Annotated in this window: 18 protein-coding genes; 11 read left to right on the plus strand and 7 right to left on the minus strand. The window is 57.3% G+C overall.

Annotated features, from left to right (window positions below):
• Positions 1–3: 3 nt before the first annotated feature.
• The 3 genes from modB to PU683_RS17615 form a co-directional block, all read right to left on the minus strand.
• Positions 4–693 (minus strand): molybdate ABC transporter permease subunit, encoded by a 690-nt coding sequence (modB, locus tag PU683_RS17605; RefSeq protein WP_277173752.1) that lies wholly within the window; start codon positions 691–693, stop codon positions 4–6.
• Positions 690–1,466 (minus strand): molybdate ABC transporter substrate-binding protein, encoded by a 777-nt coding sequence (modA, locus tag PU683_RS17610; protein ID WP_277173754.1) that lies wholly within the window; start codon positions 1,464–1,466, stop codon positions 690–692. The genes modB and modA overlap by 4 nt, the downstream gene beginning before the upstream one ends.
• Positions 1,467–1,641: 175 nt before the next feature.
• On the minus strand, positions 1,642–1,803 hold the full coding sequence (locus PU683_RS17615; RefSeq protein WP_277173756.1) for an AcrZ family multidrug efflux pump-associated protein: 162 nt from the start codon (positions 1,801–1,803) through the stop codon (positions 1,642–1,644).
• Between the two features lie 136 nt (positions 1,804–1,939).
• On the opposite strand from PU683_RS17615, the gene modE reads away from it, so the two are divergent.
• From modE to gpmA, 9 genes are all read left to right on the plus strand, one after another.
• Positions 1,940–2,728, plus strand: coding sequence for a molybdenum-dependent transcriptional regulator (modE, locus tag PU683_RS17620; RefSeq protein WP_277173758.1), 789 nt, complete (start codon positions 1,940–1,942; stop codon positions 2,726–2,728).
• A 67-nt stretch (positions 2,729–2,795) separates the two neighbouring features.
• Positions 2,796–4,265 carry a molybdate ABC transporter ATP-binding protein ModF gene (gene modF / locus PU683_RS17625; protein ID WP_277173760.1) on the plus strand — a complete coding sequence of 490 codons (1,470 nt, stop codon included), beginning with the start codon at positions 2,796–2,798 and terminating at the stop codon, positions 4,263–4,265.
• A gap of 179 nt (positions 4,266–4,444) precedes the next feature.
• Positions 4,445–5,383: a DUF2167 domain-containing protein gene (locus PU683_RS17630; protein ID WP_277173762.1), complete on the plus strand. Its 939-nt coding sequence runs from the start codon at positions 4,445–4,447 to the stop codon at positions 5,381–5,383.
• A 2-nt stretch (positions 5,384–5,385) separates the two neighbouring features.
• Positions 5,386–6,081 carry a site-2 protease family protein gene (locus tag PU683_RS17635; protein ID WP_277173764.1) on the plus strand — a complete coding sequence of 232 codons (696 nt, stop codon included), beginning with the start codon at positions 5,386–5,388 and terminating at the stop codon, positions 6,079–6,081.
• A 215-nt stretch (positions 6,082–6,296) separates the two neighbouring features.
• Entirely contained in the window at positions 6,297–7,313 is a 1,017-nt protein-coding gene (galE, locus tag PU683_RS17640; RefSeq protein WP_277173766.1) for a UDP-glucose 4-epimerase GalE, read from the plus strand.
• Positions 7,314–7,324: 11 nt separating this feature from the next.
• The gene (gene galT, locus PU683_RS17645) at positions 7,325–8,371 is read left to right on the plus strand and encodes a galactose-1-phosphate uridylyltransferase (RefSeq protein ID WP_277173768.1); all 1,047 of its coding nucleotides are present in this window, start codon (positions 7,325–7,327) and stop codon (positions 8,369–8,371) included.
• A gap of 2 nt (positions 8,372–8,373) precedes the next feature.
• Positions 8,374–9,522, plus strand: coding sequence for a galactokinase (galK, locus tag PU683_RS17650; RefSeq protein WP_277173770.1), 1,149 nt, complete (start codon positions 8,374–8,376; stop codon positions 9,520–9,522).
• Positions 9,516–10,556, plus strand: a complete 1,041-nt coding sequence (gene galM, locus PU683_RS17655; protein WP_277173772.1) for a galactose-1-epimerase — start codon at positions 9,516–9,518, stop codon at positions 10,554–10,556. Before galK ends, galM begins: the two co-directional genes overlap by 7 nt.
• Positions 10,557–10,763: 207 nt before the next feature.
• On the plus strand, positions 10,764–11,516 hold the full coding sequence (gene gpmA, locus PU683_RS17660) for a 2,3-diphosphoglycerate-dependent phosphoglycerate mutase (RefSeq protein WP_277173774.1): 753 nt from the start codon (positions 10,764–10,766) through the stop codon (positions 11,514–11,516).
• A gap of 133 nt (positions 11,517–11,649) precedes the next feature.
• Here the strand turns inward: gpmA and aroG are convergent, their stop codons facing one another.
• Positions 11,650–12,702: a 3-deoxy-7-phosphoheptulonate synthase AroG gene (aroG, locus tag PU683_RS17665; protein ID WP_277173776.1), complete on the minus strand. Its 1,053-nt coding sequence runs from the start codon at positions 12,700–12,702 to the stop codon at positions 11,650–11,652.
• 318 nt (positions 12,703–13,020) lie between these two features.
• Between aroG and PU683_RS17670 the strand changes: the two genes are divergently transcribed.
• Positions 13,021–13,404 carry a YbgS-like family protein gene (locus PU683_RS17670; RefSeq protein ID WP_277174324.1) on the plus strand — a complete coding sequence of 128 codons (384 nt, stop codon included), beginning with the start codon at positions 13,021–13,023 and terminating at the stop codon, positions 13,402–13,404.
• A 114-nt stretch (positions 13,405–13,518) separates the two neighbouring features.
• Positions 13,519–14,451 (plus strand): CDF family zinc transporter ZitB, encoded by a 933-nt coding sequence (zitB, locus tag PU683_RS17675; RefSeq protein WP_277173778.1) that lies wholly within the window; start codon positions 13,519–13,521, stop codon positions 14,449–14,451.
• Here the strand turns inward: zitB and pnuC are convergent.
• From pnuC to PU683_RS17690, 3 genes are all read right to left on the minus strand, one after another.
• Positions 14,448–15,167, minus strand: a complete 720-nt coding sequence (gene pnuC, locus PU683_RS17680; protein ID WP_277173780.1) for a nicotinamide riboside transporter PnuC — start codon at positions 15,165–15,167, stop codon at positions 14,448–14,450. The two genes, zitB and pnuC, sit on opposite strands and share 4 nt — an antisense overlap.
• 45 nt (positions 15,168–15,212) lie before the next feature.
• Entirely contained in the window at positions 15,213–16,256 is a 1,044-nt protein-coding gene (gene nadA, locus PU683_RS17685; protein WP_277173782.1) for a quinolinate synthase NadA, read from the minus strand.
• A gap of 364 nt (positions 16,257–16,620) precedes the next feature.
• Positions 16,621–16,823: hypothetical protein (locus PU683_RS17690; protein ID WP_277173784.1), on the minus strand; the 203-nt coding region annotated here is incomplete at its 5' end.

Consider the following 16,823-nt stretch of genomic DNA (forward strand, 5'->3'; position numbering starts at 1 on the left):
CGGTTATCTCCCCGTCCGTTCGCGGCTCACGCGCGCCAGCCATTCTGAAATCAGCAGTGAGATCAGCGCCAGAATAATCGAAATAATGCACAGGCGCGCGGCGGCACTCTCGCCCCCCGGCGTCTGAATTAAGGTGTACATGGCAGAGGGAATGGTGCGGGTTTCACCCGGAATATTGGAGACGAAGGTAATGGTGGCGCCAAACTCGCCGAGGGAGCGGGCAAAGGCCAGCACCGTGCCGACAATAATCCCCGGCAGGGTGAGCGGTAAGGTGATGGTGAAAAAGACGCGCCAGCGACCGGCGCCCAGTGTGCGGGCAGCCTGTTCGAGTTTGGTATCGACGCTCTCCAGCGCGAGGCGAATAGCGCGCACCATCAGCGGGAAGGACATCACCGCGGCGGCTAATACCGCGCCATGCCAGCTGAAGGCGAAGGTGATCCCAAACCAGTCATCGATCCACTGACCGATGAAACCACGGCGGCCCATCGCAATCAGCAGCAGATAACCGACCACCACCGGCGGCAGCACCAGCGGCAGATGCAGCACGCTGTCGAGCAGCGCTTTGCCAGGAAAGGTGCGGCGTACCAGCAGCCAGGCAAAGAAGATCCCAAAGGGCAAACTGAGTAGTACCGCCAGGGAAGAGACTTTAAGGCTCAGCAGAACAGCCTGCCATTCGGGATCGGTCAATATCATTCGTGCGTTGTAAATCCGTAACGTTTAAAGATTTCAGAAGCCTGCGGGCCTTTCAGATAGTCATAAAATGCGCTTACGGTTGCGTTTTTATGGCCATCGATAATCGCCAGCGGGTATTCCACTTTTTTATGCGACTCTTCCGGGAAGGTGCCTACTACTTTCACCCCTTTGCTGGCCACCGCGTCAGAGCCGTAGACGATGCCTAGCGGCGCTTCGCTGCGCTCCACCAGCGCCAGCGCGCCGCGAACATCCTCCGCAGGCGCCAGTTTCGGCGAGAGGGTTTCCCAGGCACCCAGTTTTTGCAACGCCTCTTTGGCGTAAATCCCGGCCGGGACATGATCCGGATCGCCCACCGCCAGACGGCCGCCTTTCAGCAGGCTGTTCCAGTCGGTTTTCGCATCAATCTTAATCTCGCCCTGCGCGCTGCTTTTCGGCGCAACGACCACCAGGTTATTGCCGAGCAGGGTTTCACGGCTCGCGCTATCCACCGCTTTTTTCTCGACCACGTAATCCATCCACTTCTGATCGGCAGAGATAAAGAGATCTGCCGGCGCGCCCGCTTCAATCTGGCGGGCCAGCGTCGAAGAGGAGGCGAACGAAGAGACCACCTTTACCTGCTTCTCTTTGGTATACGCTGCGGCAATATCCTGCATCGCATTGGTCAACGAGGCGGCGGCAAAAACGGTGATTTTCCCCTCTTGCGCCACCGCCTGCCCTGCCACGGCAAGTGTCAATGTTGCGCCGACCAGCAGACGTCGCCCTGTATGTGCCATCTTCTACTCCTCATTTTCGTTATATAAAAAAAAACATAACGATAGTATCAGAGAATGACAGCGGGCCGGAAATACCCATCAATAATTAAAACCTACCTAACTATATCGGCAGAAAGAGAAAAGATCTTGAATGGCAGAGAGCGAAACGCCCACAAAGTGGGCGTTTGGGAAGGGATTAGCGCGATGGGGTGGTGATATCGCGGCGCTTTTCGCGGTGTCCAACGGCGGAAAAAACGTTAAACACTTCACCAAGGCCATAAATCAGGCCGAGGATAATCGCCATAACCACTGGCACCATAATCACGGCAAAAACCAGGCTTTTCAACAGCTCTAACATGGTCGTCTCCAGAAAGTGAGAATGCGGCATTCTAGCCTGAACACTCTGTAAAACACTCGCCTTTTGTGCGATTGCCCGGCACTAGGCGCGTCGTCGCTTTTCCTTCACAATAGCCCTTTTGCGAGGGAAGTGCGTCATGCAGGCTGAAATTCTCCTTACTCTTAAACTCCAGCAGCGCCTCTTCGCTGACCCGCGGCGCATCGCTCTGCTTAAACAGATTGAGCAAACTGGATCCATCAGCCAGGGCGCGAAGAACGCCGGGATCAGCTACAAGAGCGCGTGGGACGCCATCAATGAGATGAATCAGCTCAGCGAGCAGACGCTGGTTGAGCGCGCGACCGGCGGCAAAGGTGGCGGCGGCGCGGTGGTGACGCGCTACGGGCAGCGTCTGATTCAGCTTTACGATCTGCTGGGGCAGATCCAGCAAAAAGCCTTTGATGTGCTGAGCGATGATGACGCCCTGCCGCTCGACAGCCTGCTGGCGGCTATTTCACGCTTCTCCCTGCAAACCAGCACCCGCAATCAGTGGTTCGGCACCATCACCTCCCGCGGCCACCAGCAGGTGCAGCAGCATGTTGAGGTGTTGCTGGCAGACGGGCAGACCCGCCTTAACGCGGCGGTCACGGCGCAAAGCGCTGAACGTTTAGGGCTGGAAGCGGGCAAAGAGGTGCTGGTGCTGCTGAAAGCACCGTGGGTTAACCTGACCTGCGATGCGCGGCTTGCGGCGCAGGCTGATAACCAGATTACCGGCGCGATTGCCCATATTGAGCACGGCGACGTGCAGAGTGAGGTACTCATTACCCTGCCGGATGGCCAGCTGCTTTGCGCCACGGTGCCGAACGCCCAGGTGAAGGATATGCAGGAACAGCAGCAGGTGACGGCATTTTTTAATGCCGATCGGGTGATTCTCGCCACGTTGTGCTGAGGCCATTGACAAGCCGGGCCATTGCACGTATCCCTGAGTTTCTGTGCTGCAAAACCTGGGATATATCATGTCGTCATTGCAAATTTCGCAAGGTACGTTTCGTCTTAGCGACACCCGCACGCTGCATCTTGAAGATCTCCGCCTGCAGGCCGGTGAGAGCTGGGCCTTTGTCGGTGCCAACGGCAGCGGCAAATCGGCGCTGGCCCGCGCGCTGGCGGGAGAGCTGACGCTGCTTAACGGCGAGCGCCAGTGCCACTTCACCCGTCTGACTCGCCTCTCCTTTGAGCAGCTGCAAAAGCTGGTCAGCGAAGAGTGGCAGCGTAATAACACCGATATGCTCTCGCCGGGCGAAGAGGATACCGGGCGCACCACCGCTGATATCATCCAGGATGAGGTCAAAGATCCGTCGCGCTGCGCGGCGCTGGCGGCGCAGTTTGGCATCACTCATCTGCTTGAGCGGCGCTTTAAATACCTCTCGACCGGCGAGACCCGCAAAACCCTGCTCTGCCAGGCGCTGATGACGCAGCCGGAGCTACTTATTCTTGATGAACCGTTTGACGGGCTGGATGTTGACTCCCGCCAGCAGCTCGCTCAGTTGCTCGCCCGCCTCAATACCGATGGCTACACGCTGGTGCTGGTGCTTAACCGCTTCGATGAGATCCCGGCGTTTGTTCAGCATGCAGGCGTGCTGGCGGATTGTGCCCTGACGCAGACCGGCGAGAAAGAGACCCTGCTTCAGCAGGCGCTGATTGCTCAACTGGCGCACAGCGAGCGCTTGAGCGGCATGGCGCTGCCAAAGCCGGATGCAGCGCCCGCCCGCGCGACGCTTGATCCCACCGCACCGCTGATTGTGCTTAACGACGGCGTGGTCTCTTATGATGACCGGCCAATCATTAATCATCTCTCCTGGCGGGTGAATCCGGGAGAACACTGGCAGATAACCGGCCCGAACGGCGCAGGGAAATCGACGCTGCTGAGCCTGATTACCGGCGATCATCCGCAGGGCTACAGCAACGATTTAACCCTGTTTGGCCGCCGTCGCGGCAGCGGTGAGACTGTCTGGGATATCAAAAAACATATTGGCTATGTCAGCAGCAGCCTGCATCTCGATTACCGCGTCAGCACCACGCTGCGCAATGTGATCCTCTCCGGCTATTTTGACTCGATTGGCATCTACCAGGCGGTCTCCGATAAGCAGCACAAACTGGCGCAGCAGTGGCTCGAGATTATGGGCTTCGATGCCCGCACCGCCGACGCGCCGTTTCACAGTCTCTCCTGGGGGCAGCAGCGGCTGGCGCTGATTGTTCGCGCGCTGGTTAAACACCCGACGCTACTGATCCTTGATGAGCCGTTGCAGGGGCTGGACCCGCTCAACCGCCAGCTGGTGCGCCGCTTTATCGATGTGCTGATCGGCGAAGGAGAAACCCAGTTGCTGTTTGTCTCCCACCACGCCGCCGACGCGCCCGCCTGCATCACCCACCGGTTGGCGTTTATTGCCGACGGTGAGGGCTACCGCTACGCCTTAACACCACAATAATTGGGGGGCTGCTTCGCCTCCTGGCTGTGTGCTGTAATAGTGCGCGCGCATTTACGCGTAAAAAAAATAATGATCGCTTACTGGCTTGCTGATGACGCCCCCGTTATCCGCGGCCAGTTTTTGTTATGGCAAGAAAAAAGCCCGCCGATGGACGACGGGTCAATATAAACGGGACCTTTATGACTCAATATCTCTCCCTCCCCCGCGCCCTTACGCTGGTTGCGGCGCTCTGTTTTGGTTTCAGCACGCTGGGTTTTGCCGAAGAGACGGCACCGGATGCTGCTTCCGCGAACGAAGCAAAAATCAACCAGGCCGTCGAGAACATGCAGCGCGTCAGCGTGCCGGGTCCGCATAAAGTCACTCTGGGTAACCAGGCGGTGCTCAATCTCCCGGCCGGTTTTACCTATATTCCCCCGCAGCAGGCGGCGGTGTTTATGCGTGAACTGGGCAACCACGTTGATGAAAGCGCCTTTTACGGGCTGGTGTTCAATGATGCGATCTCCGGCTTCGTCTCTATTGAGTATGACGATGCGGGTTATATCAAAGATGACGATGCCAAAGACTGGGACGCGGCTGAACTGCTGAGCAATCTGCAGGAAGGGACCAAAGAGGGCAACAAGATGCGCAGCGAGAAAGGCATCCCGCCCATTGAAGTGGTCGGCTGGGTAGAGAAGCCGAGCTATGACGCGGCAACGCATCGCCTGATCTGGTCTGCTGCCATTCGCGATATCGGCAGTAACGTACCGCTGAAAGAGCAAGGCGTGAACTACAACACCTACCTGCTCGGCCGTGAAGGGTATCTCTCGCTGAACCTGGTGACCGATCGCGGCACCGTGGAGCAAGAGAAGCCGCTGGCGAAAACCCTGCTTAACGCCGTCACCTTCAACGACGGCAAAAAGTATAGCGACTTCAACGCCTCTACCGACAAGATCGCCGAGTATGGCCTGGCGGCGCTGATCGGTGGCCTGGCGGCGAAAAAACTCGGTCTGCTGGCGATTATCGGCGTCACGCTGCTGAAGTTCTGGAAACTGGCGCTGATTGCGCTGGCGGGCGCGGGTGTTGGCATCAAGAAGCTGCTGTTCCGCAAAAAAGACGATAAATCTAAGATCGTCGAATAAGCATGAAGCTGCTGTTTCTGCTGTTTAAGGGCGCAACCCTCGGTAAGCTGCTGCTTTCCGGGGGGACGATGCTGCTGTCGGTGGCGACCTATGCGCTGGCCTTCGGCTGGCCCTACGCCACCGGGTTGGTGGTGCTGCTGTTTTGTCATGAACTTGGCCACTATCTTGCGGCTCGCCAGCGCAACTTACCGGTGGGTCTGCCGATGTTTATCCCTTTCGTTGGTGCGTGGGTGGCGCTGAAAGAGGAGTTTCCGGATGCGGAGACGGAGGCCTGGGTCGGTATCGCCGGTCCCCTGCTCGGCTCCCTTGCCGCGCTGGGCTGCTACTACCTGGCGGAGTACTACGACAGTTCGATGCTGATGGCGGTGGCTTACGCCGGCTTTTTCCTCAATCTTTTTAACCTGATCCCGGTTCCCCCCCTTGATGGCGGGCGCATTACCGTCGCCATTTCGCGCAAGATTTGGTATCTCGGTATTCCGCTGCTGCTCGGTTTCTTTTACCTGCATCCCAGTCCGCTGCTGCTGATTGTCTGCCTGCTGGCGGCTTCGCAGATCTGGGCCCGGCGCAAAGAAACGCCCAATTTGACCGCACTTAACCCTGGCAAACGTCTGGAATATACCCTTTTGTACTTTGGGCTGATTGCCTGGCTCTCCCTGATGACCTATAACCTCCACGGGGCGCTGGCCAGCTTTCGCTGACCTCTCTGCGTCGCTGCAGCGCAGTGACGTCATTTTCAGACTAATCACACTCATCGGCGCAGCCCGGTAAATACGCGGCTGTTCCGGTGTTGATGCGGCATTGCGGGCGGTTGAAAAATCAGTGTAAACGATTCCACTATTTTATCCCATGTCACACTTTCAGCCGCTCTGTTATGCTAAGGTTAATTCATATCAAATGCTTGATGGAGTCAAATATGCGAGTTCTGGTCACTGGTGGTAGCGGTTACATAGGAAGCCACACCTGCGTGCAACTGCTGCAAAACGGTCATGACGTTATTATCCTCGACAACCTCTGCAACAGTAAGCGCAGCGTACTCAACCAGATTGAGCGCTTCGGCGGCAAACGCGCGCTCTTCGTTGAGGGCGATATCCGTGATGAAGCGCTGCTGGCCGAGATCCTGCACGATCACGCCATCGAAGCAGTGATCCACTTCGCCGGGCTGAAAGCCGTCGGCGAATCCGTTGCCAAGCCGCTGGAGTATTACGACAACAACGTCAACGGTACGCTGCGCCTGATTAACGCCATGCGCGCCGCCAACGTGAAGAACTTTATCTTCAGCTCCTCGGCAACGGTGTATGGCGACCAGCCAAAAATCCCCTATGTTGAGAGCTTCCCGACCGGCACCCCGCAAAGCCCGTACGGCAAAAGCAAACTGATGGTTGAACAGATCCTCACCGACCTGCAGAAAGCGCAGCCAGAGTGGAGCATTGCGCTGCTGCGCTACTTCAACCCGGTGGGCGCGCATCCGTCAGGCGATATGGGTGAAGATCCGCAGGGCATTCCGAACAACTTGATGCCCTATATCGCCCAGGTGGCGGTAGGCCGCCGAGAATCGCTGGCGGTGTTCGGCAATGACTACCCCACTGAAGATGGCACCGGCGTGCGCGACTATATCCACGTGATGGATCTGGCCGACGGCCACGTTGCCGCCATGCAGCAACTGGCAGGCAAACCGGGCGTCCATACCTATAACCTTGGCGCCGGCGTCGGCAGCAGCGTGCTTGATGTGATTAATGCCTTCAGCAAAGCCTGCGGCAAACCTATCGCCTGGCACTACGCGCCGCGCCGCGACGGCGATCTGCCAGCCTACTGGGCGGACGCCACCAAAGCCGATAAAGAGCTCAACTGGCGCGTAACACGCACCCTTGATGAAATGGCAGAAGATACCTGGCGCTGGCAGTCACGCCATCCGCAGGGCTATCCCGATTAACAGGAGTGGTAATGACGCAATTTAACCCGGTCGATCACCCGCATCGCCGCTACAATCCGCTGACGGATCAGTGGATTCTGGTCTCTCCGCACCGTGCGAAACGCCCCTGGCAAGGGGCGCAGGAGACGCCGTCCAAACAGACGCTGCCTGCGCACGATCCGGACTGTTTCCTCTGTCCGGGCAATACCCGTGTCACCGGGGATAAAAACCCCGACTACACCAGCACCTATGTCTTTACTAACGACTTTGCGGCGCTGATGACCGACACGCCGGATGCGCCAGAGAGTAACGACCCGCTGATGCGCAGCCAGAGCGCGCGCGGCACCAGCCGGGTTATCTGCTTCTCGCCGGATCACAGCAAAACGCTGCCGGAGCTGAGCGTGGCGGCGCTGGAGGAGGTGGTGAAAACCTGGCAGCAGCAGACCGCTGAGCTGGGGAAAACCTACCCGTGGATCCAGGTGTTTGAGAACAAAGGCGCGGCGATGGGCTGCTCTAACCCGCATCCGCACGGGCAAGTGTGGGCTAACAGCTTCCTGCCTAATGAAGCCGAGCGCGAAGATCGCCTGCAGAAAGTTTACTTTGCCGAACACCGCTCGCCGATGCTGCTTGATTATGCGCAGCGCGAGCTGAAAGATGGCAGCCGAACGGTGGTGGAGACAGAGCACTGGCTGGCGGTGGTGCCCTACTGGGCCGCCTGGCCGTTTGAAACGCTGCTGCTGCCGAAAGCCGCCGTTCAGCGCATTATCGAGTTAACCGACGCGCAGCGCAGCGATCTGGCGCTGGCGCTGAAAAAACTGACCAGCCGCTACGACAACCTGTTCCAGTGCTCCTTCCCCTACTCGATGGGCTGGCACGGCGCGCCGTTTAATGGCGAGGATAACGCCCACTGGCAGTTGCATGCGCACTTCTACCCGCCGCTACTGCGCTCCGCCACGGTGCGTAAATTTATGGTCGGCTACGAGATGCTCGGCGAAACCCAGCGCGATCTCACCGCCGAACAAGCGGCCGAACGCCTGCGCGCGGTCAGTGATATCCATTTTCGCGAATCCGGAGAATAACAATGAGCCTGAAAGAGAGAACAGACGCCCTGTTTGCTGAGACATTCGGCTACCCTGCCACCCACACCATCCAGGCCCCGGGCCGCGTCAACCTGATTGGCGAACATACTGACTACAACGACGGCTTTGTGCTGCCCTGCGCCATCGATTACCAGACGGTGATCAGCTGCAAAGCGCGCGACGATCGCACGGTGCGCGTGGTCGCTGCCGATTACGACAACCAGCGTGATGAGTTTTCGCTCGATGCACCGATTGTGGCGCACGACAGCCAGCAGTGGTCCAACTATGTGCGCGGCGTGGTGAAACATCTGCAACAACGTGATGCCAGCTTCGGCGGCGCGGATCTGGTCATCAGCGGCAATGTGCCTCAGGGCGCGGGCTTGAGTTCGTCTGCCTCGCTGGAAGTGGCGGTCGGTACTGTTTTCCAGCAGCTTTATCATCTGCCGCTGGACGGCGCGCAGATCGCGCTCAACGGTCAGGAAGCGGAGAATCAGTTTGTTGGCTGTAACTGCGGCATTATGGATCAGCTCATCTCTGCCCTTGGCAAGAGAGGCAGCGCGCTGCTGATCGACTGCCGCTCGCTCGGCACCAAAGCGGTTTCCATGCCGGAAGGCGTGGCGATTGTCATCATTAACAGTAACTTCAAACGCACACTGGTGGGCAGCGAATACAATACCCGCCGCCAGCAGTGCGAAACCGGCGCGCGCTTCTTCCAGCAAAAAGCACTGCGTGATGTCAGCCTCGATCAGTTCAACGCCGTGGCGAATGAGCTCGATCCGCTGGTCGCTAAGCGTGTGCGCCATGTGCTGACTGAAAATGCCCGCACTGTGGAAGCGGCTGCGGCGCTGGAGAAAGGCGACCTGCAGCGCATGGGCGAACTGATGGCAGAGTCGCATGCCTCCATGCGCGACGACTTCGAAATCACCGTGCCGCAAATCGATACGCTGGTCGAGATTGTGAAAACGACCATCGGTGATAAAGGCGGCGTGCGCATGACCGGCGGCGGCTTCGGTGGCTGCGTCGTTGCGCTGGTGCCACAAGCGTTGGTGCCGGAGGTCAAACAGGCGGTTGAGAGCCAGTATGAAGCGAAAACCGGCATCAAAGAGACCTTCTACGTGTGTAAACCTTCTCAGGGGGCAGGACAGTGCTAAATGAAACGCCTGCGGTAGCACCCGATGGGCTGCCGGTACGACTGATCACCCTGCGCAACAGCGCCGGGATGGTAGTGAGCTTAATGGACTGGGGCGCGACGCTGCTCTCTGCGCGCGTGCCGATGAAAAATGGCAGCGTACGCGAAGCGCTGCTCGGCTGCGCGACGCCGGAGCACTACTGGGAGCAGACCGCCTATCTCGGCGCGTCGATTGGGCGTTATGCGAACCGCATTGCGAAGAGCCGCTTTACTCTTGATGGTGAGAGCTGGTCGCTGACCCCAAGCCAGGGTGAAAACCAGCTGCATGGCGGCCCGGAAGGGTTTGATAAACGCCGCTGGCGCATTGAGCGCCAGAATGACAGCGAAGTGCTCTTCTCCCTCACTTCGCCGGATGGCGATCAGGGCTATCCGGGAACGGTAAACGCCACGGCGCATTTCCGTCTCGGTGATGATAACCGCATCACCATTGAGTATCGTGCGACCACCGACAAGCCCTGCCCGGTCAACCTGACCAACCACGCCTATTTCAACCTCGATGGCGAGCAGGGTGATGTCCGCAACCATACCTTGCAGCTGCTGGCCGATGCCTATCTGCCGGTGGACGAGATGGGTATTCCGACCGGCGATCTGAAAAAGGTGGCGCTGACCAGTTTTGATTTCCGTACCCCAAAAACCGTGGCGGAAGAGTTCCTCAGCGATGAGGATCAGCAGGTGGTGAAAGGTTACGATCACGCCTTTTTACTGCAGGCGCAGGGGGATGTGAATACGCCTGCGGCGCACCTGTGGTCGACGGATAGGCAGCTGCAAATGTCGGTCTATACCACCGCGCCTGCGCTGCAGTTCTACTCTGGCAACTACCTGGAAGGGACGCCTGCGCGCGGCGGAAAAACCTACAGCGCATGGCAGGGCCTGGCGCTGGAGAGCGAGTTTTTGCCCGACAGCCCGAACCGCCCGGACTTCCCGCAGCCGGATTGTACGCTGCAACCTGGCGACGAGTATGTCAGCCGGACGGAGTATCACTTTATTCCGCTCTGAGTGTAAGCCCTCCCCCTGGAGGGCTTTTTTTTACCCTTTTTGCTGAAATATGCGCCACTTATCCTCAAAACAATAACCCTTGATTCACAAGCAGCTTACACTCTGCGCCTATTTTCGCTATGGTTAAGGGTAATCGTTGCCGGGCAGTGCGCTTCGGCAATACAATGAGAATCGTTATCATTAAATCAGGCTCACAGGAGTAAGTGTATGGCTGTTACTAAGCTGGTTCTGGTTCGTCATGGCGAAAGCCAGTGGAACAACGAAAACCGCTTCACCGGTTGGTACGATGTTGATCTGTCAGAGAAAGGCGTTGGCGAAGCGAAAGCAGCAGGCAAACTGCTGAAAGCTGAAGGCTACGCGTTTGATTTTGCTTATACCTCTGTGCTGAAACGTGCCATCCACACGCTGTGGAACGTGCTGGACGAACTGGATCAGGCATGGTTGCCGGTTGAGAAGAGCTGGAAACTGAACGAACGTCACTACGGCGCGTTGCAGGGTCTGAACAAAGCAGAAACCGCTGAAAAATATGGTGATGAGCAAGTTAAACAGTGGCGTCGCGGCTTCGCCGTTACCCCGCCGGCACTGACCAAAGATGATGAGCGTTTCCCGGGCCACGATCCGCGCTATGCGAAACTGAGCGAGCAAGAGCTGCCGCTGACCGAAAGCCTGGCGCTGACCATCGATCGCGTGATCCCTTACTGGAACGAAACCATTCTGCCGCGCCTGAAAAGCGGCGAGCGCGTGATCATTGCCGCGCACGGTAACTCACTGCGCGCGCTGGTGAAATACCTCGACAACATGAGCGAAGAAGCGATCCTCGAACTGAATATTCCGACCGGCGTACCGCTGGTATATGAGTTCGATGAAAACTTCAAACCGATTAAGCATTACTATCTGGGCAACGCGGATGAGATCGCCGCGAAAGCTGCTGCGGTAGCAAACCAGGGTAAAGCGAAGTAATAAAAAAAGCCGGACATTATTGATGCCCGGCTTGCATTCCCAAGCCCGGTAAGCCTCGCGCTACCGGGCTTTTTGCTGCCTTACATTGCCGGATGGCGGCTGCGCCTTATCCGGCCAACAACGAAAAAAGCGGTTAACCGCGACGCGCTTTTACCGCTTGCGCTAATTGGCGCAGCACCGCGTCGGTATCTTCCCAGCCGATACAGGCATCGGTCACGCTTTTGCCATAAACCAGCGCATCGCCGCTCTCAAGGCTCTGGTTGCCTTCCACCAGGTGGCTCTCAATCATCACGCCCATAATCGCCTTGTCACCGCCCGCGATCTGCTGGCAGACATCGGCACTCACTTCCATCTGTTTTTTGAACTGTTTGCTGGAGTTTGCATGGCTGAAATCAATCATCACCTGCGCCGGTAAGCCCGCTTTTTCCAGGCCAGCTTTCACGTCGGCGACATGCTTCGCGCTGTAGTTCGGCTCTTTGCCGCCGCGCAGGATGATGTGGCAATCACCGTTACCCGCCGTGTTGACGATGGCTGAGTGACCCCACTTGGTCACGGAGAGGAAGCAGTGCGGCGCGCCTGCGGCGTTAATGGCGTCAATCGCCACTTTAATGGTGCCGTCGGTACCGTTTTTAAAACCGACCGGGCAAGAGAGGCCGGAGGCGAGTTCACGGTGCACCTGGGATTCGGTGGTACGCGCGCCAATCGCGCCCCAGCTCATCAAATCCGCCATATATTGCGGGGTGATCATATCGAGGAACTCACCCGCCGCGGGCAGCCCGCTGTCGTTGATCTCCAGCAGCAGTTTGCGCGCAATGCGCAGGCCGTCATTAATGCGGAAGCTGTTATCCATATGCGGATCGTTAATCAACCCTTTCCAGCCAACGGTGGTGCGCGGTTTTTCAAAATAGACGCGCATAACGATTTCCAGCTCACCCTTCAGTTCGTCACGCAGTGCCAGCAGGCGGGCAGCATACTCTTTTGCCGCTACGGGATCATGAATGGAGCAGGGGCCGATCACCACCAGCAGGCGGTCATCGTTGCCGCGCAGGATTTGATGAATGGCTCGGCGAGCCTGAGAGACCGTTCTGGCAGCGGTTTCGGTAGCGGGGAATTTTTCAAGCAGCGCGACAGGAGGGAGTAACTCATTGATCTCTTTAATGCGTAAATCGTCGTTCTGATAAGTCATGATCTTTCCAGTTTGAACACGTTTTTATGAAGAAAAGCAATCTGACCAATCTATCTCGCTTGCTGCGAAGTGTAAACGCGATTTTACACTTCACCCGGATAATTCCTGGAATCCAGCGAAAGTGGTGGGAAAAGTAGCAAGTCGCCACATCCCGACTACACTTTTTAACTGTAAATACCTTTGTTTTACATTTTTTCGTTATTCCATGCTGCTACTTATGGCACGTATGGCATCTTTCACCACTGAGCGTGCGATGGGTTCGCGCATATTCTGCCGATGTCCCGCGCGGCATTAGACGACCAGCACAGGAGCATCATGATGAAAATGAATAAATTAGCGACGCTTTTACTGACCACCACACTGACTCTGGCAGGCGGCGCAGCGTATGCAGCAGACGCATCTTCTTCCAGCAGCAGCAACGGCGATGCGAACGCAGCGGCGAATGCAGGCCAGGTTGCACCTGACGCGAAACAGAATGTGGCACCAGGCAATGTTGATAACAGCAACATCAATACCGGCAACACCAATACCAATTCCACCTCTACGCAGATGGATCATAAATCTGGCCATATGAGCAAAGAGGAAGTGCACAAAAACACCATGTGTAAAGATGGTCGTTGCCCGGACGTGAATAAAAAAGTTGAAACCGGTAGCGGTGACAACAGCGAAGTGAACACCAAAACGGATGGCACCACCCAGTAAGGCGTGATGCTGAAGTGAAGAAGGAGAGCCGAGGCTCTCCTTTTTTATTCCTTAAAACTTAAAATCTGCAATGATGTAGGCGTTTTCTCAACGGTTAAAAGGATAGATCCCATCATGGCGCACGATCACTCGCATGGCTCATCGGATGCCAATGCCCGCCGTCTGTTGCTGGCCTTTACGGTCACCGCTGTTTTTATGGTTATTGAAGTGGTGGGCGGCATTGTTTCCGGCTCGCTGGCACTACTGGCCGATGCAGGACATATGCTCACGGATGCCGCCGCCCTGCTCTTCGCCCTGCTGGCGGTGTGGTTTGCCCGCCAGCCACCGAGCGCTAAACGCACCTTCGGCTGGCTGCGTCTGACGACGCTCGCCGCCTTTATCAACGCCCTTGCGCTGGTGCTGATAACGATATGGATTGTCTGGGAGGCGATCCTGCGCTTTAGTCATCCGCAGCCGGTCGCCGGCGCGACGATGATGAGTATCGCTATCGCTGGCCTTGTGGCCAACCTCCTCTCCTTCTGGCTGCTGCATCGCGGCAGTGAAGAGAAGAACCTCAATGTGCGCGCCGCCGCGCTGCATGTGCTGGGCGATCTGCTCGGCTCCGTTGGCGCGATTGTCGCGGCAGTCGTGATTATGGTGACCAACTGGACGCCCATCGACCCGATTCTGTCGGTGCTGGTTTCTGCTTTAGTGCTGCGCAGCGCGTGGAAATTGATGAAGGAGAGCGTCAATGAACTGCTGGAAGGGGTACCCGCTTCGCTGGATATCGGTGCGTTGCAGCGCCATTTACGCCGCGCCATTCCGGAAATTCGCGATGTGCACCATGTGCATGTCTGGCAGGTAGGTGAAAAGCCGCTGATGACGCTGCATGTGCAGGTGATCCCGCCGCGCGATCACGATAAATTGCTCGGCGAGATCCACCACTTCCTGGCGCACCATTATGAGATTGCTCATGCCACGGTGCAGATGGAGTACCAGCCCTGTAGCGGCTCAGACTGCCATCTTGGCGACCTTACGGCCGATCACCACCACGGGCATCATCACTAACGTGAAAGCGCGCGAGAGCCACGCTCACGCGCGCTATTGATCCACATCCGGCTGCCGTTCAGGGCAATAAAGGTGAGGATCATATACTCCAGCGACATTGCCCATACGCCCTGGCGGGCAAAAATCACCACGCTTATCACGTTGATAATCACCCACAGCAGCCAGTTTTCGACATATTTGCGCGTCATCAGGATCATCGCCACGATGGAGAGCACCATCATGCAGGCGTCCCAGAACGGGTAAGCATCAGGCTGCAGCGTGGGCATCGCTACGTTCAGCCCGACCGCCTGCATGATGTTGACGGCGATACGCGTCAGGAACGCGAAGACCGGGTTGATAAACAGCGTCATCAGACCAATCGCCACCACGCAGGCGGCCAGCCAGCCGAGGGCTTTGCGGCGCGGCAACCAGCGGATGTGTAACTCGGACTCATTTTGCGCGGTCTGGCGCGACCAGGCGTACCAGCCATAGATATTGGCAGCGAAGAAGAAGAGCTGCAGCAGCAGGCTGGCGTAGAGCTGGATCTGAAAGAAGATGATGGCGAAGAGCGTGACGTTAATCAGACCAAAGGCGTAGTTGCTGATTTTCTCAAGGCTGGCGAGCCAGATACAGAGTAAACCCGCCAGCGTGCCTGCGGCTTCAATCCATGAAAGGTCATATCCCCCGGCACCGATCGGAATGTGCACAAGGATGTTTTGCGTACTAAAAAAGTCCATTCTTTCCCCAGAGCGTAGTGTTACGCATTGATGTCTATGAAAACGTTAAGGTCGAAGTGTAGCCGCAAAACCGAGCATGCGGTTAAGCGGCAGCAGCGCGCGTTCACGCAGGCTGGCCTCCACCTCTATCTCATGCGCCGTTCCGCCCTGCTCCAGCCCTTCGGCAATGGCTTTAAGACCGTTCATCGCCATCCACGGACAGTGGGCGCAGCTGCGACACGTCGCCCCTTCGCCAGCCGTTGGCGCCTCGATCAGCGCTTTATGCGGCACGGCCTGCTGCATTTTATAAAAGATACCGCGGTCGGTGGCGACAATCAGCTGCGAGTGCGGCAGCGTTTTTGCGGCCTGGATCAACTGGCTGGTCGAACCGACCGCATCAGCTAACTCTACCACTGCCTGCGGTGACTCCGGGTGTACCAGTATCGCGGCATTGGGGTAGAGCGCTTTCATGCGCCGCAGCGCCTGGGTTTTGAATTCATCATGGACGATACACGCCCCCAGCCAGCAGAGCACATCCGCGCCCGTCTGCTGCTGGACGTAATGGCCGAGATGACGATCCGGTGCCCAGATAATTTTTTCACCGAGGCTATCAAGGTGCTCGATTAACTCTACCGCAATGCTTGAGGTCACCACCCAGTCGGCGCGGGCTTTTACCGCCGCTGAGGTGTTGGCGTAGACCACCACCGTGCGATCCGGGTGCGCGTCGCAAAAAGCGTTGAACGACTCGATGGGGCAACCCAGGTCGAGCGAGCACTCGGCGTCCAGCGTGGGCATCAGGATCGTTTTTTCCGGGCTGAGGATTTTCGCCGTTTCTCCCATAAAACGCACGCCCGCGACCAGCAGCGTCGAGGCGGGATGGCGGGCGCCAAAACGCGCCATCTCCAGCGAGTCCGAGATGCAACCGCCGGTCTCTTCTGCCAGTTGCTGAATTTCCGGGTCGGTATAGTAGTGGGCGACCATCACCGCATTGCGCTCTTTCAGCAAACGTTTGATTTTATCGCGGTAAAACGCTTTTTCCGCAGCATTCAACGGCATGGGTTTAGCAGGAAAGGGATAGATTGCGGTTTCAGGATCAAACATTACGCTCATGGTGCTCACTCGTTTTGCGTGCTTAACATGATAACCCTAACAGCGCCAGGATAGAGTCCGCTGAGCGGCTGTTGTTTTATATACTAAACAAGATACCCGATTGCAGAACCATTGTCGCGATGAATTTATTCGTGGTGGGAAGTGGGTGGTGTGGATTATTGCCTTCTGGCGCTACGCTTAGCAGGCCTACGAAAACCGGGTGCGGAGAAGTGTTGTAGGCCGGATAAGGCGTAGCCGCCATCCGGCAGTGCGTTCAGGGCTAAAACAGAATGCCTGCTGGCGCTGCGCTTAGCAGGCCTACGAAAACCAGGCGCGGAGAGGTGTTGTAGGCCGGATAAGGCGTAGCCGCCATCCGGCAGTGCGTTCAGGCTAAAACAGAACGCCTGCTGGCGCTGCGCTTAGCAGGCCTACAAAAACCGGGTGTGGAGAAGTGTTGTAGGCCGGATAAGGCGTAGCCACCATCCGGCAAGAAGAGCGCAGGAAATTTTCGAATCGCAGATAGCAAAAAAGCGCCTTTAGGGCGCTTTTTTACATTGGTGGGTCGTGCAGGATTCGAACCTGCGACCA

The organism is Candidatus Kosakonia sp. 282A-S69 (assembly GCF_029433855.1).
Taxonomy (GTDB): domain Bacteria; phylum Pseudomonadota; class Gammaproteobacteria; order Enterobacterales; family Enterobacteriaceae; genus Kosakonia; species Kosakonia cowanii_A.